The organism is Synechococcus sp. A15-44 (genome assembly GCF_014280115.1).
In the GTDB taxonomy this organism is placed as follows: Bacteria; Cyanobacteriota; Cyanobacteriia; order PCC-6307; family Cyanobiaceae; genus Parasynechococcus.
On record NZ_CP047938.1, the window covers coordinates 2,083,467 to 2,109,069 of the forward strand.

30 protein-coding genes and 1 tRNA gene are annotated in these 25,603 nt (G+C 59.3%); 18 read left to right on the forward strand and 13 right to left on the reverse strand.

What is annotated here, in order from left to right; genetic code table 11:
* Positions 1-39: 39 nt before the first annotated feature.
* Positions 40-927: a 50S ribosomal protein L11 methyltransferase gene (prmA, locus tag SynA1544_RS11730; RefSeq protein WP_186513839.1), complete on the reverse strand. Its 888-nt coding sequence runs from the start codon at positions 925-927 to the stop codon at positions 40-42.
* Complete coding sequence (serA, locus tag SynA1544_RS11735) at positions 927-2,513, reverse strand: phosphoglycerate dehydrogenase (RefSeq protein ID WP_186513841.1); 1,587 nt, start codon at positions 2,511-2,513, stop codon at positions 927-929. The genes prmA and serA overlap by 1 nt, the downstream gene beginning before the upstream one ends.
* 106 nt (positions 2,514-2,619) lie before the next feature.
* On the opposite strand from serA, the gene SynA1544_RS11740 reads away from it, so the two are divergent.
* The 6 genes from SynA1544_RS11740 to SynA1544_RS11765 all read left to right on the forward strand — a co-directional run bounded on the left by SynA1544_RS11740 (position 2,620) and on the right by SynA1544_RS11765 (position 6,713).
* A complete protein-coding gene (locus SynA1544_RS11740) occupies positions 2,620-3,120 on the forward strand; it encodes a hypothetical protein (protein ID WP_186513842.1) in 501 nt (166 codons plus the stop codon).
* Positions 3,120-3,896: a photosystem II S4 domain protein gene (locus SynA1544_RS11745; RefSeq protein ID WP_186513843.1), complete on the forward strand. Its 777-nt coding sequence runs from the start codon at positions 3,120-3,122 to the stop codon at positions 3,894-3,896. Before SynA1544_RS11740 ends, SynA1544_RS11745 begins: the two co-directional genes overlap by 1 nt.
* Positions 3,897-3,969: 73 nt before the next feature.
* Positions 3,970-4,041, forward strand: a tRNA-Val gene (locus tag SynA1544_RS11750).
* A 42-nt stretch (positions 4,042-4,083) separates the two neighbouring features.
* The gene (gene murD / locus SynA1544_RS11755) at positions 4,084-5,469 is read left to right on the forward strand and encodes a UDP-N-acetylmuramoyl-L-alanine--D-glutamate ligase (protein WP_186513844.1); all 1,386 of its coding nucleotides are present in this window, start codon (positions 4,084-4,086) and stop codon (positions 5,467-5,469) included.
* Between the two features lie 85 nt (positions 5,470-5,554).
* Positions 5,555-6,001, forward strand: coding sequence for an EVE domain-containing protein (locus SynA1544_RS11760; RefSeq protein ID WP_186513855.1), 447 nt, complete (start codon positions 5,555-5,557; stop codon positions 5,999-6,001).
* Positions 5,985-6,713 carry a hypothetical protein gene (locus SynA1544_RS11765; protein ID WP_170950933.1) on the forward strand — a complete coding sequence of 243 codons (729 nt, stop codon included), beginning with the start codon at positions 5,985-5,987 and terminating at the stop codon, positions 6,711-6,713. Before SynA1544_RS11760 ends, SynA1544_RS11765 begins: the two co-directional genes overlap by 17 nt.
* On the opposite strand, the gene SynA1544_RS11770 is transcribed toward SynA1544_RS11765, so the two are convergent.
* The 4 genes from SynA1544_RS11770 to SynA1544_RS11785 form a co-directional block, all read right to left on the reverse strand.
* Positions 6,665-6,910 (reverse strand): DUF2811 domain-containing protein, encoded by a 246-nt coding sequence (locus SynA1544_RS11770; RefSeq protein WP_186513857.1) that lies wholly within the window; start codon positions 6,908-6,910, stop codon positions 6,665-6,667. The two genes, SynA1544_RS11765 and SynA1544_RS11770, sit on opposite strands and share 49 nt — an antisense overlap.
* Positions 6,911-7,223: 313 nt before the next feature.
* Positions 7,224-7,595 (reverse strand): DUF1818 family protein, encoded by a 372-nt coding sequence (locus SynA1544_RS11775; protein WP_186515569.1) that lies wholly within the window; start codon positions 7,593-7,595, stop codon positions 7,224-7,226.
* 10 nt (positions 7,596-7,605) lie between these two features.
* Positions 7,606-7,833, reverse strand: a complete 228-nt coding sequence (locus tag SynA1544_RS11780) for a DNA-directed RNA polymerase subunit omega (protein ID WP_025362489.1) — start codon at positions 7,831-7,833, stop codon at positions 7,606-7,608.
* Between the two features lie 42 nt (positions 7,834-7,875).
* Positions 7,876-8,160: a hypothetical protein gene (locus tag SynA1544_RS11785; protein ID WP_186513859.1), complete on the reverse strand. Its 285-nt coding sequence runs from the start codon at positions 8,158-8,160 to the stop codon at positions 7,876-7,878.
* Between the two features lie 62 nt (positions 8,161-8,222).
* Between SynA1544_RS11785 and SynA1544_RS11790 the strand changes: the two genes are divergently transcribed.
* The 3 genes from SynA1544_RS11790 (at position 8,223) to SynA1544_RS11800 (ending at position 10,996) form a co-directional block, all read left to right on the forward strand.
* Complete coding sequence (locus SynA1544_RS11790; protein WP_186513860.1) at positions 8,223-9,797, forward strand: Hsp70 family protein; 1,575 nt, start codon at positions 8,223-8,225, stop codon at positions 9,795-9,797.
* A 101-nt stretch (positions 9,798-9,898) separates the two neighbouring features.
* Positions 9,899-10,744 carry a hypothetical protein gene (locus tag SynA1544_RS11795; protein WP_186513861.1) on the forward strand — a complete coding sequence of 282 codons (846 nt, stop codon included), beginning with the start codon at positions 9,899-9,901 and terminating at the stop codon, positions 10,742-10,744.
* 30 nt (positions 10,745-10,774) lie between these two features.
* Entirely contained in the window at positions 10,775-10,996 is a 222-nt protein-coding gene (locus SynA1544_RS11800) for a ferredoxin-thioredoxin reductase variable chain (RefSeq protein WP_115010087.1), read from the forward strand.
* Here SynA1544_RS11800 and pyrR read toward each other — a convergent pair.
* On the reverse strand, positions 10,980-11,531 hold the full coding sequence (gene pyrR, locus SynA1544_RS11805) for a bifunctional pyr operon transcriptional regulator/uracil phosphoribosyltransferase PyrR (protein ID WP_186513863.1): 552 nt from the start codon (positions 11,529-11,531) through the stop codon (positions 10,980-10,982). The genes SynA1544_RS11800 and pyrR overlap by 17 nt on opposite strands.
* Positions 11,532-11,638: 107 nt before the next feature.
* Between pyrR and gpmI the strand changes: the two genes are divergently transcribed.
* Positions 11,639-13,276 carry a 2,3-bisphosphoglycerate-independent phosphoglycerate mutase gene (gene gpmI, locus SynA1544_RS11810; RefSeq protein ID WP_186513865.1) on the forward strand — a complete coding sequence of 546 codons (1,638 nt, stop codon included), beginning with the start codon at positions 11,639-11,641 and terminating at the stop codon, positions 13,274-13,276.
* Complete coding sequence (gene secG, locus SynA1544_RS11815; RefSeq protein ID WP_006849683.1) at positions 13,276-13,506, forward strand: preprotein translocase subunit SecG; 231 nt, start codon at positions 13,276-13,278, stop codon at positions 13,504-13,506. Before gpmI ends, secG begins: the two co-directional genes overlap by 1 nt.
* On the opposite strand, the gene SynA1544_RS11820 is transcribed toward secG, so the two are convergent.
* Positions 13,503-14,615, reverse strand: a complete 1,113-nt coding sequence (locus SynA1544_RS11820; protein ID WP_186513867.1) for a hypothetical protein — start codon at positions 14,613-14,615, stop codon at positions 13,503-13,505. The genes secG and SynA1544_RS11820 overlap by 4 nt on opposite strands.
* A gap of 153 nt (positions 14,616-14,768) precedes the next feature.
* Here SynA1544_RS11820 and SynA1544_RS11825 point away from each other — a divergent pair, with 153 nt between their 5' ends.
* Positions 14,769-15,929 carry a hypothetical protein gene (locus SynA1544_RS11825; RefSeq protein WP_186513869.1) on the forward strand — a complete coding sequence of 387 codons (1,161 nt, stop codon included), beginning with the start codon at positions 14,769-14,771 and terminating at the stop codon, positions 15,927-15,929.
* Here the strand turns inward: SynA1544_RS11825 and SynA1544_RS11830 are convergent.
* A complete protein-coding gene (locus tag SynA1544_RS11830) occupies positions 15,859-16,929 on the reverse strand; it encodes a hypothetical protein (protein ID WP_186513871.1) in 1,071 nt (356 codons plus the stop codon). The two genes, SynA1544_RS11825 and SynA1544_RS11830, sit on opposite strands and share 71 nt — an antisense overlap.
* A gap of 326 nt (positions 16,930-17,255) precedes the next feature.
* Between SynA1544_RS11830 and SynA1544_RS11835 the strand changes: the two genes are divergently transcribed.
* The 3 genes from SynA1544_RS11835 (at position 17,256) to SynA1544_RS11845 (ending at position 18,609) form a co-directional block, all read left to right on the forward strand.
* A complete protein-coding gene (locus SynA1544_RS11835) occupies positions 17,256-17,552 on the forward strand; it encodes a hypothetical protein (RefSeq protein ID WP_370594066.1) in 297 nt (98 codons plus the stop codon).
* Between the two features lie 161 nt (positions 17,553-17,713).
* Entirely contained in the window at positions 17,714-18,037 is a 324-nt protein-coding gene (locus tag SynA1544_RS11840; protein WP_186513874.1) for a hypothetical protein, read from the forward strand.
* A gap of 242 nt (positions 18,038-18,279) precedes the next feature.
* A complete protein-coding gene (locus SynA1544_RS11845; RefSeq protein WP_186513876.1) occupies positions 18,280-18,609 on the forward strand; it encodes a hypothetical protein in 330 nt (109 codons plus the stop codon).
* Positions 18,610-19,283: 674 nt separating this feature from the next.
* Here the strand turns inward: SynA1544_RS11845 and SynA1544_RS11850 are convergent.
* From SynA1544_RS11850 to groES, 3 genes are all read right to left on the reverse strand, one after another.
* Positions 19,284-19,637 carry a hypothetical protein gene (locus tag SynA1544_RS11850; RefSeq protein WP_186513878.1) on the reverse strand — a complete coding sequence of 118 codons (354 nt, stop codon included), beginning with the start codon at positions 19,635-19,637 and terminating at the stop codon, positions 19,284-19,286.
* Positions 19,638-19,858: 221 nt separating this feature from the next.
* Complete coding sequence (gene groL / locus SynA1544_RS11855) at positions 19,859-21,493, reverse strand: chaperonin GroEL (protein WP_006851861.1); 1,635 nt, start codon at positions 21,491-21,493, stop codon at positions 19,859-19,861.
* A gap of 77 nt (positions 21,494-21,570) precedes the next feature.
* On the reverse strand, positions 21,571-21,882 hold the full coding sequence (gene groES / locus SynA1544_RS11860) for a co-chaperone GroES (protein WP_006850452.1): 312 nt from the start codon (positions 21,880-21,882) through the stop codon (positions 21,571-21,573).
* A gap of 223 nt (positions 21,883-22,105) precedes the next feature.
* On the opposite strand from groES, the gene atpD reads away from it, so the two are divergent.
* Positions 22,106-23,569, forward strand: coding sequence for a F0F1 ATP synthase subunit beta (atpD, locus tag SynA1544_RS11865; RefSeq protein ID WP_186513880.1), 1,464 nt, complete (start codon positions 22,106-22,108; stop codon positions 23,567-23,569).
* 74 nt (positions 23,570-23,643) lie between these two features.
* Positions 23,644-24,054: an ATP synthase F1 subunit epsilon gene (atpC, locus tag SynA1544_RS11870; RefSeq protein WP_114989492.1), complete on the forward strand. Its 411-nt coding sequence runs from the start codon at positions 23,644-23,646 to the stop codon at positions 24,052-24,054.
* Between the two features lie 169 nt (positions 24,055-24,223).
* Here the strand turns inward: atpC and SynA1544_RS11875 are convergent, their stop codons facing one another.
* Positions 24,224-24,739, reverse strand: coding sequence for a 30S ribosomal protein PSRP-3 (locus SynA1544_RS11875; RefSeq protein WP_114989493.1), 516 nt, complete (start codon positions 24,737-24,739; stop codon positions 24,224-24,226).
* A 102-nt stretch (positions 24,740-24,841) separates the two neighbouring features.
* Between SynA1544_RS11875 and SynA1544_RS11880 the strand changes: the two genes are divergently transcribed.
* Positions 24,842-25,564, forward strand: a complete 723-nt coding sequence (locus SynA1544_RS11880) for an HAD-IA family hydrolase (RefSeq protein ID WP_255477616.1) — start codon at positions 24,842-24,844, stop codon at positions 25,562-25,564.
* Positions 25,565-25,603 lie beyond the last annotated feature (39 nt).

Here is a 25,603-nt window from a genome sequence, read left to right on the forward strand (position 1 = left end):
GAGACCCCACTCTGATAAGCCTGGCTTATGGAGCCAAGGTCAGCGGCGGCGGATCTCCAGCAGCCCCCAGCGGCCCTGTTCCGCTTCGGCAGTGACCATCCAGCCCAAGCCCCCCAGGACCTCCTTCAGGCGCGGTGCCTGATCCACCAGGAGCCCACTGAGCAGAGCGCGTCCATCGGGCTGAAGCAGCCCCTCGAACCCCGGGGAGAGGGCTTCAATCACCGGAGCCAGGATGTTGCAGAGCAGCAGATCAGCACGGCGGGGGGCGAGCAGCCCGTTCAGGGTCTCCACTGAACCGAGGGCCACCTGAAGCTCTAGCTCCGATCGGCCGTTGAGGCCGCGGTTGTCTGTCGTGGCACGCACCGCCAGGGAATCGGTGTCAGCAGCCACCACCGCCTCCGCGCCCAGGCCCAGCGCAGCAAGGCCCAGCACCCCGCTGCCGCAGCCCAAATCCGCCACAAGCGCCCCCACCGGAGGCGACTGCTCCAAGGCTTCCAGGCAGAGCCGGGTGGTGGGATGGCTTCCGGTGCCAAAGGCACTGCCGGGGTCCATCTTGATCACCAGACGATCGGCATGCTCCGGCGGGACCTCCAGCCAGGCCGGCAGGATCAACAGCCCTGCACCGACAGGATCGGCCTGCCAGTGCTGTTTCCAGCTGAGGCTCCAATCCTCGTCGGCCACATCGTCCCAGTGCCCATCGGGCAGGCTGAGACCAAAGGGCTCCGCCAGCGGCTGCAGGCTGGCGATCAGCTCACGCCGTTGCGGCTCCGGCCACTCCGGCTTCGGGAGCCAGACCAACAGCGTCTTACGGTCAGGCGTTTCGGGCGCATGCTGCACCGCATGGCGGTGCAGGCCGAGATCCGTCAGCTTCCACACCAGCGATTCCTCCAGCTCTGGAGGACACGGGAGTGTGAGACGCCACCACATCAGAGCGTGACCGGGTGTGCTTCCTGGATGCCATCGATGGCCGTGATCGTCTGCAGAAGATCTGCTGGGATCGGATCATCGATGCTGAGCACCATCACCGCATCGCCGCGCACGATTTTGCGGCCCACCTGCATGGAAGCGATGTTGACGTTGTGTTCGCCCAGCAGAGAGCCCAGGTGACCAATGATTCCGGGCATGTCCCGGTGCCGGGTGAACAGCATGTGGCTGCTGGGGGTCACATTCACCGGGAAGGCATCGATGCTGGTGATGCGCAGATCGCCGTCGGCAAAGACGGCACCGGTGACGCTGCGGCTGCCCTGATCACCACGGGTGGTGATTTGCAATGAGCCTCCGGCGAAGTCGCGGCTGCTCTCATCCTTCACTTCCAGCACCTGAATGCCGCGGGCCTTGGCTTCGAGCGAGGCATTCACGAAGTTGATACTGTCACCCAGGCCAGCGCTGAGCAAACCCTTCAGGGCAGCAATCACCAGAGGCTGGGAGGGATGGCTGGCGAATTCACCTTGCAGGCGCAGTTCCATCTCCTTCACATGACCGCCAGCCAGCTGACTGACGAGCAGACCGACCGTCTCGGCGAGCTGGAGATGGGGCTTGAGCCGCTCCATGATCTCGGCACTGAGGCCGGGAATGTTGACCGCACTGCGGGCCGGCAGACCCAGCAGCACATCACGGATCTGCTCCGCCACATCGATCGCCACATTCTCCTGGGCCTCTTCCGTCGATGCACCGAGGTGGGGCGTCAGCACCAGACCACGCTCCACCGCCCGCAGGGGGGAGTCTTCCGCCAGGGGCTCACTGGCGTACACATCCAGGCCCGCACCGGCGATCACACCGTTGTCGATAGCTTCAGCGATCGCCGCCTCATCCACCACGCCGCCGCGGGCGCAGTTCACGATCCGCGCCGTGGGCTTCATCGTGCGCAGCAGCTCCGCATTCACCAAGTTCTCGGTGTCCTTGGTGCGCGGGATGTGCAGGGTGACGTAATCGGCGGAGCGGAACAGCTCATCCAGCTCCAGCAGCTTCACCTGCATCCGTTGAGCCCGGTCAGCAGCAATGAAGGGGTCGTAGGCGATCACCCCCATGCCCATGGCCTGGGCAACCCGGGCGACGTGGGATCCGATCTTGCCGAGACCGACCACCCCCAGAGTCTTCTTGTAGAGCTCGTTGCCGACGTATTTCTTGCGGTCCCACTTGCCGGCCCGCATGCCGCCATGGGCCTGAGGAATGTGCCGCGAGAGGGTCAGCATCATCGCCAGAGCGTGCTCCGCTGCAGCGATGGTGTTGCCCTCAGGCGAGTTCACCACCAGCACACCCCGCTGGGTGGCGGCAGGCACATCAACGTTGTCAACGCCGACGCCGGCACGGCCGATGATCTTGAGCCGGCTCGCCGCCGCGATCACCGCTGCGGTCACCTGGGTGCCAGACCGGATCATCAATCCGTCGTACTCACCGATGATCCCGATCAGCTCCTCCTCTGAAAGGCCGGTGCGCTGATCCACCTGCGCCACTTGGCCAAGGATGTCGATCCCGGCCTGGTCGATCGGATCGGAGACAAGAACTTTCGTCATCGAAAGGCGCAGAACTGCCGCGGTGAACTGTAGAGATCGACATCCACCACCCCCTCCAGTTCGATGCACAGGGTTCAGAATTCAGCGCATTGGATCTGAATGCCCCATGCCCGTCTGTGTGATGGTGATGGCCGATGCCCCTGCGGCGGAAGGCCTGACCCAGCGGCTCCGGGACACCGATCTGCCGCTGCTGAAGTGTCTGACAATCCCCCCAGAGGGGGATGCCATCGACAAGGTTGCCCTGCTGAACCCAAACCTCACGCGCCAACAGCGCCAGCGGGGCATGGCCCGCTGGCTGATGCCCTTCGGTTTCCTGGCAGGGGTCACCTTCACCAAGATCACCACCCTCACCACCTTCGCCAGCTTTGGCCCCTGGGGTGAAACCCTGATCGGCGGCTTGCTGGGCATGGGCTCCGGCCTGATCGGGAGCTATGCCGCAGCCGCCAGCGTGGATTCAGACAACGATGCAGGCGTGCGGATCCTTCGCAACCGCCGCGACGAAGGACGCTGGCTGGTGCTGCTGGAAACACCCAATGGCATCGAGGCCCCCTGGCAGGTGATTCAAAAGTCGCGGCCGCAGCAGGTGGTTCGCCTCGACGACCTGTGATGCTGCCCCGGGAGGAGCTGCTGGCGGGGGCCCAGAACCAGGAAGGGCTGACGGTGCTGGTCGATCTCGCGGAGCAGGTGTTGCGCACCTGGCAACCGGCCTGGAGTCCCTTTCTCAGCGCACCGCTGCGGGAGGAAGCCTTGGCACGCCTGGGCAGCCTCAGTGAATTGACCTGGATCAGTGATGGCGGCTATCCAGGCGCCGAACGCCAACGGCTGCTCTGCCACCGTCGCGACGACAGCCCTGATCCAGCAGCCCCGGTTCAAGGCCTGCTGATTGAAGGCAATTTCCTCTTCGACCCCCTTTCCCCCGAGGACCTGCGCGAAGCGTTGCAGACCATGGGGGTCGATGCAGACAACATCGGCGATCTCTGGGTGCGCGGCGATCGCGGCGGGCAAGGGATCTGCACCCCCAGTGCTGCCGAAGCCCTGCATGGCCGCCTGGGGGCCGTGCGCGAGGTCGAGATTCGCTGCGAGTCCCGTCCTCTGGAGCAGTTGCAGCAGCCTGTACAAAGAAGCGTCCGCACCCTGCAAACGGTGGAGGCCTCCTGTCGCCTGGATGCGATTGCATCAGCAGGATTCGGGCTGTCACGAGCCAAGATCGTGACCCACGTCAAAGCCGGGCGCCTACGGCTCAACTGGGGCAACGTGCGTCAAGCCAGCCGTGAACTGGTGGTGGGCGACCGGCTGCAGCTGCAGGATCGCGGCTCGGTGGAGGTGCTCTCGCTCACGCGCACCAAACGGGAGCGCTGGCGCGTTGAACTGCGCCGCAGCTGAGTTGAGCTGCCCACCAGCTGCTACTGTTCAGCCTCGGTCGATGAAATCACAAGATTTCAACTTGATCGATGTCGGGCGATTAGCTCAGGGGTAGAGCACTACATTGACATTGTAGGAGTCACTGGTTCAAATCCAGTATCGCCCACTTTCCCTGTAGGGACTGCGTTTTCGAACTTCAGACCTCGCGATGACACGCACGATTGTCGTTGGCTTGGGTCGCTCAGGTTTGGGAGCTGCGCGTCTGCTCAAGCAGCAGAATCGCGACGTTGTTGTGTTCGAACGGGGCGATAACGAAGCCCTCCAACACACCTCGAAAAGCCTCGCCGAAGAGGGCATTCAGGTGGTTCTGGGGCAGCCCCTGACCCTGCAGAGCTTTGACGCCTGGCGCGACAACCTGGACGCTGTAGTGATCGGTCCTGGCATTCCCTGGGATCACCCAACCCTGGTCCAGCTGCGATCCGAGGGCATCCAGGTGCGGGGCGAGATGGATCTGGCCTGGCATGCCCTTCAGCAGATCCCCTGGATCGGCATCACAGGAACCAACGGCAAAACCACGGTCACCCATCTGCTCAGCCACGTGCTGGAGGCCTCAGGCCTTACGGCACCGATGGGGGGAAACATGGGCCTCTCCGCGGCAGAGCTGGCCTGCCAGATCGGCTCAGGGGCCACACCGCGGCCGGATTGGCTCGTGATGGAACTGAGCAGCTACCAAATTGAGGCAGCACCCGCCGTGGCCCCAAAGATCGGCATCTGGACCACGCTGACCCCAGACCATCTCGAACGCCACGGCAGCCTGGAGGCCTACCGGGCCATCAAACGCGGGCTGCTTGAACGCTCGGCGTGCGCCCTCTTCAATGCCGATGATCCAGACCTGCGCCAGCAGCGCAGCAGCTGGAACCGTGGCACCTGGGTGAGCAGTGAGGGCCCGCGTCCGGACAACCAGCCCGCCGACCTCTGGATTGATGACGAGGGCATGGTGCGCAACACCACCACCCGCTTGTTTGCGGCTGATGCCCTGGTGATGCCGGGCCGCCACAACCGCCAAAACCTGTTGCTGGCGACCGCTGCTGCCCTCGAGGTCGGCCTCTCCCCCCAGCAAATCGCCGACGCCTTGCGCACCTTTCCGGGCGTACCGCACCGGCTTGAGCAGCTGGGCACGTTGGCAGGAGCCAGCGTGTTCAACGACAGCAAAGCCACCAATTACGACGCAGCCGAGGTTGGCTTGCGGGCCGTGCAGGGGCCCGTCGTGGTGCTGGCCGGGGGGCAGACCAAACAGGGCGATGCCAGTGGCTGGCTTGAGCAGCTGCAAACCAAGGCCTGCAGCCTGATCCTGTTCGGTGCGGGGGCCGATGAGCTGGCCAGCCTGGCCAAAACGGCTGGATACCCCGGCGAACTGCTGCAGTGCCCGGAGCTCGAGAGCGCTGTGAACCTGGCTGAAACGGCCGTACAGCGCCATCAAGCCTCATCGCTGCTGCTGTCACCGGCCTGCGCCAGCTTTGATCAATACAGGGATTTCGAGGCCAGAGGAGACCACTTCCGCACCCTGATCACCCCCCTGCTGGACGTCGACTGAGACCAAACGAACGCCATGGGATGCATCTGGGCCTAACGGTCCGATGATGGTGTGAAACAAGCCTTGCGACGTGGCCTTCTGGTTGATGAAAAGCGAACCCGACGCCTACGGGATCGATGATCTGCGGCGCGAGGGCACGACGTTGTGGGATGGCATTCGCAATTACCAAGCCCGAAATTTCATGCGCAGCATGGAGCTGGGCGACCGGGCTTTTTTCTACCACTCCAATTGCAAACCACCCGGGATCATCGGGCTGATGGAAGTGATGGAAACCGGTCTGGTGGACCCGACGCAATTTGATCCCACGGCCAAGTACTACGACCCCAAATCCAGCCCTGAGAAACCACGCTGGGACTGCGCACGGCTGCGATTCCTCGGCGAATTCGACGTTCTGCTCAGCCTCGACCAGCTGCGGGAGCTCTACAACGAAGAGCAGCTGCCCGTGATCAAACGCGGCAACAGGCTCTCAATCCTTCCGGTCCCCACCGATACCGCCAACGACCTCCTTTCACGGCTTGGCCAGCTCCACTGAAATCCCACTGGTCACGCTGCTGCCACGGGCCTGGATCGGCTTCAGCCGGGGGCCCTGGCGCTGTGTTGGCTTGGCGGCGTTGGTGTTGATCAGTGCCAGCGGCCCTGCGGTGATCGGCCACGACCTGCGCCTGGCGGGATCCCCATGGCTGAATCGACTGGGGGACCTCTCAGTGTTGATCAGCCTGGTGCTTCCGCTGCTGCCCCTCCTGGGCTTGCTGCAACTGACGGATGGCCTGCTCCCTGACCGACGCGACGACCGCCCCCAACAGAGCTGGAGACAGCTGCTGCGCCAGGCCTTCACCCTGGTGCTGCTTGAGCTGGTGCTGGTGCTGGGAGGCGTCGGATTGATTCAGTCGTTGAGCTGGGCGCTCGGACGCTGGAGCACGGCCTTGGCAGGCCTGAGCGTGCTGCTGGGGGGAGTGGTGCTGCTGAGCTGGCTGTTCAGCCAAACCCTGGCCCTGCCCCTGCTCGTGCACGAGCGCTGCCGTGCGCTTCAGGCGATGGACCACAGCCGACAACTGGTGCACCGCAATGGGCTCAAGGTGCTGGCGCTGCTGGGGATGCTGCTCGGCCTCAATCTTCTTGGGCTGATCGGGGCCACCCTGGGGCTGCTGCTCAGCCTCCCCTTCAGCGCCCTGGTGCTGATGGCCTGCTGCCGGCCTCAGACCCCATTGATCAGCGATTCCCGGCGGAACATGTTTCCGACGTAAACCCGGGTGATCTCCCGCGATGCCTGGCCGTTCTGCACCAGGAAGCCGGCAAGCGCGACCTGAACCAAACGGTATTGATCCCAGTTCGGATGTCCTTCGATGAACTGGGTCATGGCCTGCTGGAGGGGCTGCGGCACTTCCGATTGGAAACTCACAACACTCGTCTCAGCCGCGGCTTGCTCAAGGCCTTCCGGCATCTTTTCTCTTCGAAACGAACACTAGTTCTCCACACCACGGCGCCGCCGTCAAGAACCCCCAACACGGGACCATTCTCACGAATCTCCAAGCGAGATCCCTGCCAGAAAGCCACTGCTGCACTGATCGAAGCACCGGCCTAGACGGAACTGCGCAGCCCGCCGCCATCGTCAAGCAAAAACAACGACAAACGGGGGATTTCCACAGAAACCCGCCAGGGCGGCGCTAACGCCCCATGGCCTGTGGAAAAACTGTGCAGAGCAGCGAGGAAAGGGCGGGGGAAATCAATGACTCAAAAACGATTAGCTGGATTAATCAATGCTGCGAGTCCCACAACGTTCTCAAGGCCGCAACGACCGCCGCCGCCGCTGGGGCCGGCCACTCCCCCTCCGCAGCACGTCCCTGCTGCGGGGTGAGCAGGATGCGCAACTCCCATTGGCTGCGATCACCGCTCAAGCATCCCCACCACACGCCCCGATCCAGCTCCAGCTCGATCGATTCCTCGGGCATCAGTTGGTCAACCAGACCCCTGTGCTGCTTTTCCAGGGTTGCCGCGAGATCCACCAGATCTCGCCACTCCGGCTCGGTCAACTCAAACGCCCAGCGTTCTCCTCCAATAAGAACGCAATATTCGCCGCGGGAGGGGTCGTGCGACACCCGCCAACCGTCCCCCTCCTGCTGGATCACAACCGATGGATCAACCAGGCAGCAGATCGGGCTGGTCTTGCTCGTCACTCAATTCCACGATGGCCCGCTGCACCGGCTTAACGCTGGACTCCTCCAGCAGACCGTCAAAGTCGTCGAAGCGGCGCTGCTTGGCCCGGAAGGCAATCCGCACCGTCGTCAGATAACGGTTGCTTGATTGACGAATCAAGCTTTCGCCACGTTTGGCGAGATCCTTGGAATCGACTCCGGCCGAAAGCACAGGCTTCTAGATCAAACACCTTCAGATTAGTTGGTGGCCGTTTCAGGCCAACTGATCAGAGTGAAAAGGCACGTGCATCGGATAAGCACGCTGACGGGCCCCAGGGACCCGCAGCACGATCTGACGCCCCAACGCCAGGGCCGCAAGAGGCACCCGCAGATCAGCGACCAAACCACTCAGCTCCTCGAGGTGCGCATCGTCAACGCACTCGATGCGGATGCTGCCCCAGCTGCGACGCATGCGACAGCTCCGCAGAGGCTCCAGCCTGTCCTGCAACTCGGGATCTTCCCGGTAAAAGGAGAAGATCAGCTGTTGCAATCGATCCATCGCCTCCAGCCCCCTTAGTCTCAACCTGACTTCACCGTGCCCCGAGCACGGTCTGAGATCGCGTGGTCGAAGAAAAGCTTCAGCATTCAGGCCAACGGGGCGGAACACTCGCCATCGACTTGGGCAGCACCACAACCGTGGTGGCGTATCAGGGGGCGACATCCACAACAGCCGATCTGTTGAACCTGCCCGCCATCTGCAGCCGGGCTGGTGAAATTCCCAGCCTGGTGTGGAACGCGACGCAACTTCCCCTGATTGGTCGGCAGGTGCTCGAGTCGGGGCTCAACGATTCCGGTGACATCCGCCTGCATCGGGACTTCAAAAGCCGCATCGGTCAGGCTGAGGCCCCGGATCAGCAGGCAGCCCGTTGGGCCGGAGAGCAGCTGCTTCAACAGATCTGGAGCCGGCTCCCCCCCGATCTCCCGATCGAGCGGCTGGTGCTCACTGCGCCTGTGGAGTGCTATCGGGCCTACCGCAGCTGGTTGCTTGAGGCCTGCACTCCGCTGCCGGTAACTGAAATCGCCCTGGTGGATGAACCCACCGCAGCCGCCATGGGTGCAGGGCTTCCTCCTGGTTCCACGCTGCTGGTGGTGGACCTGGGCGGAAGCACCCTGGATCTCGCCCTGGTGGCCCTGGAAGGAGGGGAAGGCCGTGCCGCACCGATCGCGCAACTGCTGCGGCTGGGGGGACGCAGCCTGGGGGACAACAGCCGCCAGATGCTGCGCACAGCAAAGGTTCTGGGCAAGGCAGGGCTGCGCCTTGGTGGTCGCGACATCGATCGCTGGATTGTGGACGGCTGTTGCCCAGGGCAACCCGCCAGCGCCCCCCTGCTCAATGCCGCCGAACGGCTGAAATGCCGGCTGAGCGACACCGCCCTGGGCGAACGCGAGCAGCTGATGGAAGTGGCGGTGGATGGCCAGGAGCATGTTCTCCGCCTGTCGCGCAGCGAACTCAACAACCTGCTGCTGGAGCGCGGCTTCGCGAACGCACTCGAACAACTGCTGGAAACCTGCCTAGCGGGCGGGCGCCGCAACAACTGCAGCCTGGAGGATCTGAACGGCGTCGTGGCCGTTGGAGGCGGGGCCCAGCTGCCCTTCCTGCGCCAGTGGCTCTCCGAAAACACGACGCCAGCCCCCTTGCTCACCCCACCACCGGTGGAAGCCGTCGCCCTCGGCGCCCTGAAACTCACGCCAGGGGTGGCCATCCGGGATGTGCTTCAACACGGGGTCTCCCTGCGCTTCTGGGATCAGCGCAGCAACAGCCACCGCTGGCACCCCCTCTTCGTGGCCGGTCAACCCTGGCCGAGCCCCGCCCCCCTGGAGCTAGTGCTGGCCGCCAGCCGGACCGGTCAACGCAGCTTGGAGCTGGTGCTGGGGGAGCCCATCCCCCAGGGGAGCCACAGCGTGGTCTTCATTGATGGTTTGCCGACCCTGCAGGAGCAGACCGCCGGGGAGGTCTCCCATCAGCCTTGGCCCGGCATCGAGCTGGTGCTGCCTCTGGATCCCGCCGGAGAGCAGGGCGAAGACTGCCTGCGGCTGCGCTGGAGCATTGATCAAGAAGCGCAGCTTCAGCTGGAGATCAACGATCTGCGTTCAGGTCGGACGTGGTCCCAGCCAACGCTGGGAGCTGTCCGATAAGACTGACCCATAAAGACTGTCCGATAAGACGTCCGTCCACAGGCCCTTGGAAGGGGAGCCGTCACTCCATAAAACAGAACCAACGTTCAGCTCCACCCTTCGTGGCGGCACCGCGTCAACTGCTGCTTCGGCTCTGGGGTGTTGGAACCCTGGGATTGGTGCTGGCGATTGCGACAGGTGCTTACTGGTGGGAACAACAACTGCCGAAGCGGCTGCAGAGCGCCCTCGCTGCCAACGACTACGAGGCCTGCATCCGCACCAGTGAGCAACTCGCCTCCCTACGGTGGTTGGGGGAGGGCGCACCGCAGGAGCAGGCCCTCTGCCGCCAGAAGCACGCCGAACATCTCTGGGACCAAGGCGATTCGATCGCTGCCCTCACGCTGCAGCAGCAACTGGTCGCCTCGGGCCATGGCGACCTTGCCCTGCATCGCAAGACCCTCGAACGCTGGCGCCAGGCTCTGATGGATCAGGCGATTGCTCTGTTTCGTGAGGGAGACCTGCAGCAGGCACTCGAGTTGCTGGATCCCCTCAAAGGCAGCGCGCGCAGCTCCATCAGCCAACTCAGTGCAACGCTGATGGAGATCTGGAACCGCAACCAATTGGAACAGCGTCGGCTGGTTCAACTGGTGGAGCAAGAACGCTGGTGGGAGGCCTTAGACAGCCTCAACAAACTCGATCATCCCTGGTGGCAGCAGCAGGCAAGTGCCACCCGTCAAGAGGTGGAGAGTGCCATTCAGACCCTCGATGAGGCCCAGCAACACCAACAGCACCCAGCGGTGCGTGCCGACGTCATCAGCGGTGACCGGCTGGATGCCGCCGTCGAGGATCAGTTGCTCCAAGGTCTGGACCCCTGGACGGCCTTTTCAATGGGCTGCAGCGACCTTGGCGGTCGCGTCGAAGAGGACGGACCGGAAAGTTTCTGTCGACGCTCGTCCCCAAGCCCGTGACAAGATGAGCCCGTGGACGACTCAGGTGCAATGCAGGCGGGCGACAGGGTGACGGTGGAGGCATCCGTCGTTGTGTTCAACCATCCCGAACACCGGGGCAAAGCCTTTGACATGAAAGGGCAGACCGGAGAGGTGGCGAACGTTCTCAATGATTGGAAGGGTCGGGTGATCAGCCCAACGCTTCCTGTGATCGTTGCCTTCGGCCGCTACAAAGCCCATTTCCGCGCCGACGAACTCAAGCCTGCCGGCTGAGTCGGCTGAGGAACACCCCCTCCTCACCATCAACATCCCTGAGGCGGAGCTCGATGGTTTCACTGCGTCGGGTCGGCACAACGCGACCACAGAAATCAGGCTGAATCGGAAGCTCCCGATGGCCTCGATCCACCATGGCCAGCAACATCACCCGCTGCGGCCGCCCCCAGTTCTGCATGGCCTCTAGGGCGGCACGCACCGTCCGCCCCGTGAAGATCACATCGTCCACCAGAATCACCTGGCGGTCCTCAATGCTGGTGGGGAGAGTCGTGAGCTGGGGCAGACGGGTGCCGATGCGCTCCAGATCATCGCGATGGAACGTGGGATCAATGGCCCCCTGGGAGATGGCATGACCTGTCAAGCGCTCCAATTCCCGCGCCAAAACTCTGGACAACTGAACGCCGCGGGTGGGGATCCCCAACAGCATCAACCGACGGCTGTCTTCGGCGCTCTCCAACACCTGCGATGCCAAACGCGACAGCGTTAGACCAAGCTCACGCTCCGAGAGAATTTCGATCCGTTCAGGGTCGGCCATGGAGGATTGAGCGCTGCAGGGTGTGGGAATTGGCTGAAACTGAAGCTTGAGGGCTGGCGTGGCGTTAAGTTGATTCTGCAAGAGTCCTTAAGAACCGTCGGTCGCGGGTGAACGTGGGGAAAAGCACTACCAACGGTTCAGGACGCTCCGGGACAGTGGCACCGGTCGTTCTCGCCATTCTTGATGGCTGGGGTTACAGGAACGCAAGCGAGCACAACGCGATTCAGCAAGGCGGCACTCCTGTGATGGATGCCCTGTGGCATGCCTATCCACACACCTTGATTGAGGCCAGTGGCTCCCATGTGGGCCTCCCCGATCAACAGATGGGTAACTCTGAGGTGGGCCACCTCACCATCGGAGCCGGCCGCATCATTCGCCAGGAGTTGGTGCGAATCAGCGACACGGTGCGCAGCAACCAACTGGGCGACACGCAGGCACTCAAGGAATTGGCAGAGCGCACCCAAGGGCGAGGCGGCACCTTGCACCTGCTCGGCCTCTGCTCCGATGGGGGCGTCCACAGCCACGTGGACCATCTCTGTGGACTGATCCAGTGGGCAGCCGACAGCGGCATCTCTGATGTCGCCGTGCATGCCATCACCGATGGTCGCGACACACCGACCCAGAGCGCACCGGGATACATCAGCCAGGTGGAAGCGGCCCTGAGCCGAGGCGGCGTCGGTCACATTGCCAGCCTCTGTGGCCGCTACTGGGCCATGGACCGTGACCAGCGCTGGGAGCGGATCGAAAAGGCTTACAACCTCTACACCGATCCCAACATCGCCGTTGACAGCCGGACGGCAGAGCAGGTGTTAGCGGACAGTTATGCCGAGAACATCACCGATGAATTCCTCGAACCGGTGCGGCTTCAGAACAGCGTCATCAAGGACGGCGACAGCGTTCTGGTGTTCAACTTCCGACCGGATCGCGCCCGCCAGATCGTGCAAGCGCTCTGCCTTTCCGATTTCGAGGGGTTCGAGCGCAGCCACACGCCGGAATTGGATGTGGTCACGTTCACCCAGGTGGAACAAGACCTCCCCGTTCAAGTGGCTTTCCCCCCCGAGCCGCTCGACCAACTGTTGGGGCAGGTGGTGGCAGACGCCGGGCTGAAGCAGTACCGCACCGCCGAAACAGAGAAGTACCCCCACGTCACGTACTTCATGAACGGTGGCATCGAACAGCCACTGGCAGGAGAAGACCGTCACCTGGTTCCCTCGCCGAGAGTCGCCACCTATGACCTCTCACCAGCGATGTCGGCCGAGCAACTCACCGACAGCTGCATTTCAGCCATTGAAAAGGCGGACTATTCGCTGATTGTGATCAACTACGCCAATCCCGACATGGTGGGGCACACCGGTGTGATGGAGGCCGCCAAGGAAGCCATCCAAACCGTGGATGCCTGCATTGGCCGGTTGTTGGATGCGGTGGGACGCCAGGGCGGAACCATGCTGATCACGGCTGATCACGGCAATGCCGAATTGATGCAAAGCCCAGATGGCCAAGCCTGGACAGCCCACACCACCAATCCTGTTCCTGCGATCCTGGTCGAAGGAGAACGGCGCAAACTGCCTGGCCATGGCAACGCCATCACATTGCGCGATAACGGGGGTCTGGCCGATATCGCTCCGACGTTGCTGCAAATTCTTGAGCTTCCACAACCGGCGGCCATGACTGGCCAAAGCCTGATTGCACCCATGTCCAATATGGACCCCACCCCCAAGACCGCCCGCCTTCCTCTTTCCGTTTGATGCTCACCTCAATTTTGTCCTGGAGCTGGATCGGCACCGGCCTTCTGTTGATCGTCTTGGTTCTGCTGCATAGCCCCAAAGGTGATGGGATGGGTGGCCTGGCGGCAAGCGGCAGCTCCATGTTCAGCAGCGCCAGCAGTGCAGAAGCAACGTTGAACCGGCTGACATGGACCTGCCTGGCCCTGTTCCTGTCCTTGGCAGTGATCCTCAGTGCTGGCTGGCTGAATTAAGTACTCACGATTTCCTTACGGGCAGCATTAAAGAAAGCATCTTCAATTGAACGGTTGAACGTTTGAATCGCCTTTAAGCGGCGCGTCTTGGCCATCTGAGAGGCCAGATCTTTGAGTTCAGCGCCCGTCATCATCACCGCGTCGGACGACGGCTGGAAATAACGCTGATCGACAGACATCAACTCGCAATAAGCATGGTTGTCCGCGGCTGTCCTGCTGTCCAGATGATTAAGCAAGCGGCGTTCAAAGGCCGGTGAAAACAAATCCTCAAACTCATTCATCACATCTGCCTGATCAGAAACACGATCACAAACACGGAACAACCAACGGTTGCCTTCGTGTGGACCAGGAAAAAAAGATTGCCGGTTGGCGGGAAGGTCACTGGAGAAACTCGAAACACCATGAATCACGACGGGATGAAACGATTGATTTTTTCGAACATCCATAGACGAAAGATCCTCAAGCCCCAGATCCAAACCAGTCGATTCCACAAAATGCTGCAAAAGCGAGTAAGGCAACTGGCGCGTTGGCATATGACAACTCACGACACGAACGCGGCCAGACAGATGACTGACGCCCGCTAAAAAACGCCGATAATTAGCACACCAGTTTCGATCTTTTCCGGTCAGAGAAAGAACAAACAAACTTCGCTCCTGAGCGGTAAACTTGCGCCACGGCAGACCCAAGTCACGGAAAATCTTGACGTCAGAAAGCAACTTTTTGCGATCACGGAAATACCACTGCGCGAAAGAAGAGACATGATAATTCGACTGCAATCTCGTATATCCACTGATCACAACACGATCAAACGAGAACACACCAAGTGCACGCTCGGCGATCGAACTCACCAGAGCAGGTCGGTTACCCAGCATTTCGTGGCTGATCACAACCTGATCGCACACCTGACGGGACAGCACTTGGTCGACGTAGTCGAAGGCGCCGTCGCTCTGCTTCGCAAGCGCTACATCAGCTGCACGCAATTGTGCAGGATTCAGAAAACAAAAGCCCAAACGCCCTTTCAGGGCCTGATGCACAAGCCGCAACGATGCTTGGAGAGACGAGGAAGCACACTTTTGTGCACCCACATGGATGACCAAGGTCCGCGACATCCAGCAACCTCATTGCATCACAGATCGGTCAAGACTATGACAACAGGCCACAACTGGGCAATGCGAAAGATGAAGCGGCAATCCTGGACGCACCAGACAGACAGAGAGCAACAGAAATCGAAATGCTAATATTGAATCAATAGTGAGATAGCGGTGGCGAAAACAAGAATCGTTTTACATGCAGGCCACGGCAAAACAGGGACGTCTGCCATTCAATCAGCACTGGCAATTTCCACAGATGCACTCCTGAAGAATGGAATTCGGTATCCAATTGATCCCAACGAAAGGCAACGCGCTGCACGCTTCGAAATCACATCCGGAAATTGGAAGCACAATCCAACAACCAGCCTGAGCCAGCAATGCCTTCAACTTGCAGCTTCCAACAGTGCTGGACACACCATCGTGTTGAGCTCAGAGTCGCTCTTCTGGCATCTCACGGATTTCGCCAACCAAAAAGATCAATGGAACGATGCTGTTGAGGTTCAGGTCATTCTTGCCGTACGCGAGCTGGAAGAAATGCTCTCATCCGAATACCAACAGCGCGTGAAAAGACACGGAGAAAGCAAACCTTTTGAACAATTTCTCAGACGTCGCAATTTCATTTCTTCTCACCATAAAAAGGCCGCCGAGGTACTAGAGCGGCTGTCACAACAGCAGATCCCAGTCACACTCATCAACTATTCACGCCATAAGAAAACAATATCCGAACGCGTCTTTGATGCTATTGAATGTGGAGAACTATATCCACACGATCAAATGGGAAACCTCGTAATCAACCGAAGCCTGAGCCAGAAAGAACTGCAGATGCTGATGATGATCAATGCCCTCTACTACGACCAGTTCCCATGGATCAGCGCACGGCTTTCAGATGCTCTTGCGAAGAACCTACCCAATACAGAGACACAACGCAGCCGCATTTCACCACAGAGCCTTGAAAAGCTCTATCAAAAGAATGATGAATATCTTCAAATCATCAACAGTCACCTCAACCCTGAAGAGCCTTTAACGGTTGCCCGAACACTCGAGCAAGATCGCAAAACAAAAACACCGGCCAAGCGATTGCAGAACATCAGGCAGGAAGAAGAACAGTCCATCAGGATGATCAGCCAAACACTTCTAGAGGCGCTTCGCAACGATCCAACACAACGGCTCAGCAACGAAACAATCGATACGCTGATCAAAACGAGTCAGGTGGAAGACACCCCAGCCCATGTTGAGGTTGAGCTCCTTGAAATTGCAAAAATCAATCGTCCCCAGGGTCAGCGTCTGGGGCAACTGCTTGAACGCGCTCAGATGAAGAAGCGGCAGTGTTAGGCAAGGTCAACCGGCAAAGATCAGTGATGATTTGAGAAAGATCACCCACCGCAAGCTCTTCCGATACTGAATCGGAAGCCAAAACAAACTCCTCTGATAACAAATCAGCAATGGCTTGGTTGGATCGATCCAATTGATCCTTCAGGAGACCAATTTCATTCCTTGTGAGTCTAAATTTACCAGTGGCCTCCAAATCGTCTTGAAGGCGAAAGTGATCGGCATTGAACTGTTTACGTTGATCAAACACAGGCCAGCGCCTGTTGATCAGATTCTGGACACGAACCCATCCGTTGCTCTTTGACTCCTGGCTGCTCTGAAACCTGATCAATTCCAGATTCGAAACACCACAGAACTCCTCCAGCAGGTATCCGACAGGCCCATGGGGATGGGCACAAGCCCGTCGGAACGGAACCAACTCAAGCTGCTGACCAAAAACCTTCATCAGCGTCGCCAGCTCACGCTGACCATCAGGAATGGTTATGCGCTTCATCGGCCGTGGGGCAAGCAATGGGCCACAGCCCACCAACTCCAAGTGCTGCCCACCACGAATCAGTTGCTGGGCAATGGAATGGGCGTAGTCCAGCGGTGATCGAACCAACGCCAAGGGACGAATCTCAAAACCGCTGAACCGTATCCGTTCCGCAAGTTGGGATAGGGCTTTGGCAGTCAGGAGTGACAAGCCCTCACCACTGAGAATGATGGATACGTCGCTGGCGAGTGCTTCCGTGAGCTGAGCATCGTAATCACGGATAGCATCATCCAGGCGAGCAATCTTCCAACGCTTATTGATATGATAGTTCTTCGGATTTTGATCATAAAGACACCGTAGAGGAACCGAATGATTATTAATTTTTAAACGCCTAGGCCGCGAGTACTCACACGAAAACAATGGATAAAGAAGCCCCTGCTTGCCAAGCATCTTGCGATTCGAGGCGCAAGTCTGCTGAAAAGAAGAGGATGCAGTTTTATGCAGGCCCAGATGAAGAAAGCACGTTTTCATGCCTGCGGAAGCATCGCAAGATCACTTTAAACGATCAAGCCAACAGCAGCTGGACAACATCAGCAGGCCTGAGCAAGACTATTCCGACTACAAAAGAGTGGAAAAACAATTTTAACCGCAAATTAACAAGTTAATAATACAGCGATTTTCAAAAATCAAAGACCAAAGCTTATGGTTAAAAGGTCGGAGAAGCAACATTGAACTTCTACTTTCTATCCTCGAAAAGCTGCGTCGTCACTTGGTCCCAAAAATGCGCCTGCACTTCATTGTCGCGCTGGATCAAACATTCGTTCAAGGAGGGACAACTGTGTCCGGAAGCTACATCCATGCGAACGTATCTCGCGAAAGAAGGTCACAACCATAAAGACATCAACAAATTAAAGTTATTTACCTGCAAGAAATCGCCAAAAGCCAATACGGTCATTGTCTCCTACCGCGATCCAGCCAGTCGGATCACCAGCAGCTTCGTCAACAAGTTCCACATCTACGAAAACCGAACAATTTTTGACGGAAAGAAAAAATTCAAACCTTCTCAAAAGAATCCTCAGACAAGATCACACCAAGCCTCTACCGAAACCATGGAACGAGCAGAGAGCACGGCGACTTTTCACTTCGAGACATGATTCTTTTTCTATGGGAGTGCAAACAAAGCGGAGGCCTAAGCGAAGTTAATCCTCACTTCACACCTCAACTCCTCAGCAAGAAACAGCTGCACACCATATCGTCATGCATCAGCGGAGCCATCCGCCTCTTTCCACTCAAGGTTGAATCGTTTCGGAACGACTTGAACGCCATCAACAAGGCATTAGAGATTGATTACATTCCCTGTCATACTAATTCGACGTCCTTACGTCATCAAGACTGGACTTTTAGTGATTCAGCAGACCTGGTTGACTTACCACTCTCCAGACTTTATGCGGAGAAGATCATACCAAAATCAGGCAGTCTTCGCAAAGCACTCCATCAAGACAAAGATTTCAATGCAAAATACATGGATGTGCTTGAGCATGACTATGACCTCTTGAGGTGGATGGACGGAGTCCGTCAAACAGGGAAAAACCGACGACTCCTCTTCATGCGTCCCTCCATGCAGAGAGCCAACGCATGAAGACATTGCTTTGCTCAAGGCTGAGCAGGCAGCCAGCGAATGTCGTCAGCCGAGAGCTGAAGCATTGTGCCATCAGTCAGATGACTCGCTCCATCGGCCCTCAAAACGCTTGATTGGCGATCCGACATTCCCTAAGCAAGAGAGTTAGAAAGCTGCCTAATGTGACCAGTCTCTAATGAATTAGTTCTAACAATTGCGCGATTCCGATAAATTATCAATGATGAAACGCTGCTTTCTGCATGTTGGCTTCCACAAGACAGCCACGACATCTTTCCAGCTCACTCTGCAACATAACCGCAAACCGCTCGAGCAAGACGGTATCTTTTATCTTTCTTCCCAAATTTCGCGGGAAAAAACAAAAGTTTTCTGCCAACCACTCAGGACAGATTCGAGATATCTTCGATGAAAAAGCACAGGATCTGTGGCCCTGCAGCGATCGCAGCAACCGACCCACAGACAAAAAACAACAGACCGTTCAAAACCACTGCCAGAGCCTGACGCGGTTGCTGGATCAGGATCACGACATCTTGATCAGTGGCGAAGGAATATCGACCATGCCTGACAATCATTGATCAGGCTGAAGTCAAAACTCGAGGTGTATGGCTTCCAGATTGAACCCTTTGCCTTGGTGCGTTCACCCTATGCATTCATCACATCTGCACTACAGCAAACAACTAAAAACGGAAAATACCATCCCCTGATCGGCCTGATCCCGGGCCAAAGCAGTGCACCCCAAAAAGCCTTCAAAATACCTAATTCCTCCAAGTCGATCAGCACACTCAATCGCATTTTCGGAGAGAGGATGAACTACGTCCCCTTCAAAACAGCCACGAGTCATCCGGGGGGGGGCCGGTTCTCTTCCTTCTGCAAGAGGTGCTTCAGCTCTAGCAGGCTGATCAATACCAACTCATCAATGCCAACGAATCAAAGAGCAACGTAAGCACAAGACTGAAAAACTTCCTCAACCAGCAACACCCCCATGCCGATCAAGGCAAGCTAAGAAGTCTTTTCAAAACAATTTCGCTCCAGGCAGAAGAGCCCAAGTTTTTGCTCACCCAACAGGAGTTTGATCGGATTGAAAGCGACTTCAAACAGGTGAAGCGGGAGATGAAACGCAAGCTTCGAAAAGCATTCGTCGAAGAAAAATTGCCTTTTCATCAGAATTCTCTACGGAAGAAACCAATCAACTCCTCTCTCAACTCAGCCAAAAACTGTATGAGTTGGCGATCAAAGACTAGCTCTTGAATCATCCAGGGCTTTGCAAGCCTGATTTCAAAAAAGCTAACTCTTTGTAGACCCGATCAAGCTCGTACAACATTTTCACATCCTTCTTTTCCAGAATTTCGACCCGCTTCAACAGATCTTCCAACAGCTTGTTCTGCAGGGTCTCGACCTGGACCTGACGCTTCTGAACGCCTGGAGCTGCCGCACCAGGAGCAACTCGCTCGGCCAAGACCGCACCGTTGGTTTCGATATAGAGCAGCGCAAGGCGCTCCAACACCTTGGAGTAGGCCTTGTCCTGCTGGCGACAGAGATCCCTGAAACGCTGAAGCGTCTCCGGAGCAAATTGAGCCGCGAAGGCACCGGGGCGCTGGGGCATGTGTCCCGACACAACCATACGAAGCAAGACGCTAACCCAGCAGATTCAGCACCCCACATCTGCCAAGCTCGGCAGCTGAGACCGCGAACCATGAGCCAGATGTCTTGAAAGACCTATGCCGATCAAGACGATCGCGGGGCATAAAAAAGAGGCCCCGCAGGACCTCTTGGCATGACTTGAGTTAGGCAGATCGGGTGGTCTCCCGACCACCCGAACGTCAATCAGTAGTCGAAGTCGCCGCCGCCCATGCCGCCGCCGGCAGGAGCTGCTTCCTTCTTCTCAGGCAGATCAGCCACGATGCACTCGGTGGTGAGCACCATGCCAGCGATGGATGCGGCATTTTGCAGACCGGAGCGGGTCACCTTGGCGGGATCGACGATGCCGGCAGCCAGCATGTCGACGTACTCGCCGGAGGCAGCGTTGAAGCCTTCGGCACCAGCGCGAGCCTTGACGTTCTCAGCCACAACAGCGCCGTTGGCACCTGCGTTTTCAGCGATGCGCATCAGCGGAGCGGTAAGAGCAGCAGCCACGATGTTGGCGCCGATCAGTTCCTCGCCGGACAGGCTGGAGGCTGCCCACTGCTCCAGGGCCGGAGCCAGGTGAGCCAGGGTGGTGCCACCACCAGGAACGATGCCTTCCTCAACAGCCGCCTTGGTGGCGTTGATGGCGTCCTCGAGACGGAGTTTCTTGTCCTTCATCTCGGTTTCGGTGGCCGCACCCACCTTCACCACAGCCACGCCACCGGCCAGCTTGGCCAGGCGTTCCTGCAGCTTCTCCTTGTCGTAGGTGGAGTCGGTCTCGTCCATCTGCTTCTTGATCTGTTCGCAGCGGGCGCCGACAGCCGCCTCGTTGCCCTCGGCAACGATGGTGGTGGTGTCCTTGTTGATGGTGATGCGACGGGCGGTGCCCAGCATCTCGAGCTTGGCGTTCTCCAGCTTGAGACCGGCATCTTCGGTGATCAGCTGACCGTTGGTCAGCACAGCCATGTCTTCCAACATGGCCTTGCGGCGATCACCAAAACCAGGAGCCTTCACAGCGGCCACGTTCAGCACACCGCGCAGACGGTTCACCACCAGAGTGGCTAGGGCTTCCTTCTCGATGTCCTCAGCAATGATCAGCAGAGGCTTGCCGGTGCGGGCGATTTGCTCCAGCACGGGCACCAGATCCTGCACCAGACCGATCTTCTTGTCGGTGAGAAGGATGTAAGGCTCGTCGAGGACGGCTTCCATCCGCTCGGTGTCGGTGGCGAAATAAGGGGAGATGTAGCCCTTATCGAAGCGCATGCCCTCGGTGACCTCGAGTTCGGTCTCCATGGACTTGCCCTCTTCGAGGGAAATCACACCTTCCTTGCCAACCTTGTCCATGGCATCGGCAATCATCTTGCCGACTTCTTCATCGTTGCCAGCGGAGATGGTGCCGACCTGAGCGATGGCATTGCTGTCAGCGATGGGCTTGGCCATTTCCTTGATCTTGCTGACCAGGAAATCAGAAGCCTTGTCGATGCCCTTCTTCAGGGTGATGGCGTTGGCACCGGCAGCCACGTTGCGCAAACCCGCCTTGACCATGGCGTGGGCCAGAACGGTGGCGGTGGTGGTGCCGTCGCCGGCGGCGTCATTGGTTTTGGAGGCGGCCTGACGGATCAGAGCAACACCGGTGTTCTCGATGTGGTCTTCGAGCTCGATCTCCTTGGCGATGGTGACGCCGTCATTGATGATCTGGGGTGCACCGAACTTCTTCTCGAGCACCACGTTGCGGCCCTTGGGACCCAGGGTCACGGCAACGGCTTCGCAGAGGATGTCGATGCCTTTTTCGAGAGCGCGACGGGCGTTCTCGTTGTAGATGATGCGCTTTGCCATGGAAGGCGGTTCCTAATGAAGAGGATGGTTAAAGGAGGCTGAGTTGAGACTCAAGCCGCAATGCAGCAGGGCTGATCTCAGTTGACGACAGCCAGGATGTCCTTCTCGGACAGCAGCACGTATTCATCGCTGCCGAGCTTGATGTCGGTGCCGGCGTACTTGCTGTAGAGGACCTTGTCGCCCACACCAACTTCGGGAGCCTGACGGCTGCCGTCGTCGTTGCGCTTGCCGGGGCCCACCTGAACCACTTCACCCACCTGGGGCTTTTCTTTGGCGGTGTCAGGCAGAAGGATGCCGCCGGCAGTCTTCTCCTCGGATTCAGAGACCTTGACGAACACGCGGTCGCCGAGGGGTTTAACGGTCGAGACGCTGAGAGAAACAGCAGCCATGGGTACTTGCAGGAGCAGGGACAGGGCGCAATGCGCCACGCATCGACGCGAGTTGGCACTCGATGCCGATGAGTGCCAACGTATGCAAGCGACCACCCCCCGGGCCATACCCCAAGCTGTGCGGGTGACCGAACCGTGGGGGGTGCAACCACAGCGGTGGTATGGTGGCGCCGCTCTGAATGGGTCCGAGCGCGCAGCGCCTGTTCCCGCAACTCTCCTTCCTATGGTCGCTTCTGCTCCTGCATCTGCTGGCACCAAGGGTGTGATCCGTCAGGTGATCGGCCCGGTTCTGGACGTTGAATTTCCCGCCGGGAAACTGCCCAAGATCTATAACGCCCTGCGCATCGAGGGGAAAAACCCCGCAGGTGACGACGTCGCTCTGACCGCTGAGGTTCAACAGCTTCTGGGTGATCACCGGGTTCGTGCCGTTGCCATGAGTGGCACCGACGGTCTTGTGCGCGGCATGGAAGCCGTTGACACCGGTGCACCGATCTCCGTGCCCGTTGGTGAAGCCACCCTCGGCCGCATCTTCAACGTGCTGGGCGAGCCCGTCGACGAGCAGGGCCCCGTCAACACCACGGCCACCGCTCCCATCCACCGGGATGCCCCCAACATCACTGAGCTTGAGACCAAGCCCAAGGTGTTCGAGACCGGCATCAAGGTGATCGATCTCCTGGCTCCCTATCGCCAGGGCGGCAAGGTCGGCCTGTTCGGCGGCGCCGGCGTGGGCAAGACCGTGCTGATTCAGGAACTGATCAACAACATCGCCAAGGAGCACGGCGGTGTGTCTGTGTTCGGTGGTGTGGGTGAGCGCACCCGTGAGGGCAACGACCTCTACGAGGAATTCAAGGAATCTGGCGTGATCAACGCCGACGACCTGTCCAAGTCGAAGGTCGCCCTCTGCTACGGCCAGATGAACGAGCCCCCCGGCGCCCGGATGCGCGTGGGCCTCTCCGCTCTGACCATGGCTGAGCACTTCCGCGACGTGAACAAGCAGGACGTGCTGCTGTTCGTGGACAACATCTTCCGCTTCGTGCAGGCCGGCTCCGAGGTGTCCGCACTGCTGGGTCGCATGCCTTCCGCTGTGGGTTACCAGCCCACCCTGGGCACCGACGTGGGTGCCCTGCAGGAGCGTGTTGCATCCACCGTTGAAGGTTCGATCACCTCGATCCAGGCCGTTTACGTGCCTGCTGACGACCTGACCGACCCCGCACCGGCCACCACCTTTGCCCACCTCGACGCCACCACGGTGCTGAACCGTGCCCTGGCTTCCAAGGGCATCTACCCCGCTGTGGATCCTCTGGATTCCACCAGCACCATGCTCCAGCCAGCTGTGGTGGGTGACGAGCACTACCGCACCGCCCGCGCCGTGCAGTCCACCCTGCAGCGCTACAAGGAACTGCAGGACATCATCGCGATTCTTGGTCTCGACGAACTGTCGGAAGACGACCGTCGCACCGTGGACCGTGCCCGCAAGGTGGAGAAGTTCCTCTCCCAGCCTTTCTTCGTGGCTGAAATCTTCACCGGCATGCCCGGCAAGTACGTGAAGCTGGAGGAGACCATCGCTGGTTTCAACCAGATCCTTTCCGGTGAGCTGGACAGCCTCCCCGAAGCCGCCTTCTACCTGGTGGGCAACATCGAGGAAGTGAAAGCCAAGGCCGAGAAGATCGCCGCCGAAACCAAGTGATCCCTGCGGGGGTGTGATTCACACCCCCGATCACGTGTTTCTCGACAGTCCGTTCTCTTTTCGAACCAAGGTTCATGTCCCTCACCCTCCGCGTGCTGGCAACAGACCAGAACGTCTTTGATGGCAGCGCCGACGAGGTGATCCTGCCCAGTACCACCGGTCAACTCGGCATCCTGCCCGGCCACATCTCCCTGCTCACCGCCATCGACATCGGTGTGCTGCGGGTGCGTGCCAACGGTGCATGGAACTCCATCGCTCTGATGGGTGGTTTCGCCGAAGTGGATGCTGATGAAGTCACCGTTCTGGTGAACAAGGCCGAACTTGGCAGCTCCATCGATGCCGCTACCGCCGAAGCCGCTTTCCAGAAGGCCTCCACCGTGGTGGCTGGCATGGAAGGCCAACCCGCTTCGCCGGAAAAACTCAAGGCGCAGCAACAGCTGAATGAAGCCCGCGCTCGCCTTCAGGCCAGCAAAACCGCCGACTGATTCATCCCCCTGTTTCAAGGTTGACGTCGTCAAAGGCCAGGGGTTACCGCCCCTGGCCTTTTTCATGATGTGGTTTGTCCGTTCGTCATCCCAACACCAGCCAAGCCACGGGAAGGCATAAAAAAACCTGCCCGAAGGCAGGTTTGCATCATCAAATTGAAAAGCGGAATCAGGCGGTACCGCAGAAGGTGACGTCGGGGAACTTGGCCTTGGCCTCGTCGAGGCTCTTGCCTTTGCCCTCTTCCTGCCAATAGTTGATCACCTCAGTGGCCTGGTTGAGCACTTCAACCCGCTCGTTGTCGGTGATCCAGCTCTTGCCTTCCAGTTCGGTCTTCAGGCTTTCCCAGGCATCCTCACGGGGCCAGAAGAAGTAGGAGGTGAGGGGGCTGGGGCCACCGCCAACGATTTGATCAACCGCAAGGGCCACGTTGTCGGGAAGCCAGAGGATCTTCAGCAGGAAGCGGCCCTCATCGGCCTTGGGGGTGTAACCGGAAGGAACACCATCAGCATCGATGGTGGCCGTGGCCAGAGCCGCGGCGGCGCCCTTCAGCACAGGACGGCCTTCAGCCTCGCTGGCTGCCGGCTTTTCAGTGGTTTCAGCTGCCTGGGTGGCGCCTTCAGCCGCGTCGGCGGACGGAGTCGCGACCTCCTGGTCGGTAGGGGCAGCGCCTTCGGTGACCGTCATGGTGTCAGCGCTCAAGACAGAAATACAAACAACTAACCTACCAGCCGCTCCCCATGAGACGTTCTGGGATCCCCAACCATCCTGCTGTTCGACATCGATGGTGTGATCCGCGATGTCGCGGGCAGCTATCGACGGGCCCTTCAATGCACTGTGCAGCACTACTGCGGTTGGCAGCCCAGCGCTGATGTGATCGATGCGTTGAAGGCTGAGGGAGCCTGGAACAACGACTGGGACGCCAGCCTTGAACTGCTGCGGCGTCATGGTGCTGAGCTGCCGGATCGCGCCGCGCTGATCGATGTGTTCAGCGGCTTCTACTTCGGCGGAGATCCGGATGGAGACCCCAGCCAATGGACGGGCTTCATCGGTGATGAGCCTCTTCTGGTGGACGCCAGCTTTTTCGCCACGCTGTCGAAGCGCAAGTTGCGCTGGGGATTTGTGAGTGGAGCTGAACCACCCTCAGCCCGCTTCGTGCTTCAGCAGCGCCTGGGGCTCCAGGACCCGCCCCTGATCGCGATGGGGGATGCCCCCGACAAACCGGACCCCACAGGCTTAATCCGCCTGGCCAAAGCACTGGGGGCCAGTGCCGAGGGAGTTCAGGTGGCCTATCTCGGCGACACCGTGGCCGATGTGAACACCGTGATCCAGGCCCGGGAACGCTGGCCGGAACAACCATTCGTAAGCCTGGCGGTGGCACCGCCTCACCTGCAAACCGCAGAGCAGGCTGCGGCGCGCGACATCTATGAGCAACGGCTGCGGGAAGCGGGCGCCGATCAAGTGCTGACGACCACTGAAGCGGTCTTGCACTGGGAAGGAGCTGCGGGATAAGGGCAACTGCGGTCCGCGAAACTCCCCGCTGATCGAGGC

What these genes read in the sequence shown, in the direction of transcription:
- prmA (WP_186513839.1), bottom strand. Translation starts at nt 927, where the DNA reads ATGTGGTGGCGTCTCACACTCCCGTGTCCTCCAGAGCTGGAGGAATCG.
- serA (WP_186513841.1), bottom strand. Translation starts at nt 2,513, where the DNA reads ATGACGAAAGTTCTTGTCTCCGATCCGATCGACCAGGCCGGGATCGAC.
- SynA1544_RS11740 (WP_186513842.1), top strand. Translation starts at nt 2,620, where the DNA reads ATGCCCGTCTGTGTGATGGTGATGGCCGATGCCCCTGCGGCGGAAGGC.
- SynA1544_RS11745 (WP_186513843.1), top strand. Translation starts at nt 3,120, where the DNA reads ATGCTGCCCCGGGAGGAGCTGCTGGCGGGGGCCCAGAACCAGGAAGGG.
- murD (WP_186513844.1), top strand. Translation starts at nt 4,084, where the DNA reads ATGACACGCACGATTGTCGTTGGCTTGGGTCGCTCAGGTTTGGGAGCT.
- SynA1544_RS11760 (WP_186513855.1), top strand. Translation starts at nt 5,555, where the DNA reads ATGAAAAGCGAACCCGACGCCTACGGGATCGATGATCTGCGGCGCGAG.
- SynA1544_RS11770 (WP_186513857.1), bottom strand. Translation starts at nt 6,910, where the DNA reads ATGCCGGAAGGCCTTGAGCAAGCCGCGGCTGAGACGAGTGTTGTGAGT.
- SynA1544_RS11785 (WP_186513859.1), bottom strand. Translation starts at nt 8,160, where the DNA reads ATGGATCGATTGCAACAGCTGATCTTCTCCTTTTACCGGGAAGATCCC.
- SynA1544_RS11800 (WP_115010087.1), top strand. Translation starts at nt 10,775, where the DNA reads ATGCAGGCGGGCGACAGGGTGACGGTGGAGGCATCCGTCGTTGTGTTC.
- pyrR (WP_186513863.1), bottom strand. Translation starts at nt 11,531, where the DNA reads ATGGCCGACCCTGAACGGATCGAAATTCTCTCGGAGCGTGAGCTTGGT.
- secG (WP_006849683.1), top strand. Translation starts at nt 13,276, where the DNA reads ATGCTCACCTCAATTTTGTCCTGGAGCTGGATCGGCACCGGCCTTCTG.
- SynA1544_RS11820 (WP_186513867.1), bottom strand. Translation starts at nt 14,615, where the DNA reads ATGTCGCGGACCTTGGTCATCCATGTGGGTGCACAAAAGTGTGCTTCC.
- SynA1544_RS11830 (WP_186513871.1), bottom strand. Translation starts at nt 16,929, where the DNA reads ATGAAAACGTGCTTTCTTCATCTGGGCCTGCATAAAACTGCATCCTCT.
- SynA1544_RS11835 (WP_370594066.1), top strand. Translation starts at nt 17,256, where the DNA reads ATGCGAACGTATCTCGCGAAAGAAGGTCACAACCATAAAGACATCAAC.
- SynA1544_RS11850 (WP_186513878.1), bottom strand. Translation starts at nt 19,637, where the DNA reads ATGCCCCAGCGCCCCGGTGCCTTCGCGGCTCAATTTGCTCCGGAGACG.
- groL (WP_006851861.1), bottom strand. Translation starts at nt 21,493, where the DNA reads ATGGCAAAGCGCATCATCTACAACGAGAACGCCCGTCGCGCTCTCGAA.
- groES (WP_006850452.1), bottom strand. Translation starts at nt 21,882, where the DNA reads ATGGCTGCTGTTTCTCTCAGCGTCTCGACCGTTAAACCCCTCGGCGAC.
- atpD (WP_186513880.1), top strand. Translation starts at nt 22,106, where the DNA reads ATGGTCGCTTCTGCTCCTGCATCTGCTGGCACCAAGGGTGTGATCCGT.
- atpC (WP_114989492.1), top strand. Translation starts at nt 23,644, where the DNA reads ATGTCCCTCACCCTCCGCGTGCTGGCAACAGACCAGAACGTCTTTGAT.
- SynA1544_RS11875 (WP_114989493.1), bottom strand. Translation starts at nt 24,739, where the DNA reads ATGACGGTCACCGAAGGCGCTGCCCCTACCGACCAGGAGGTCGCGACT.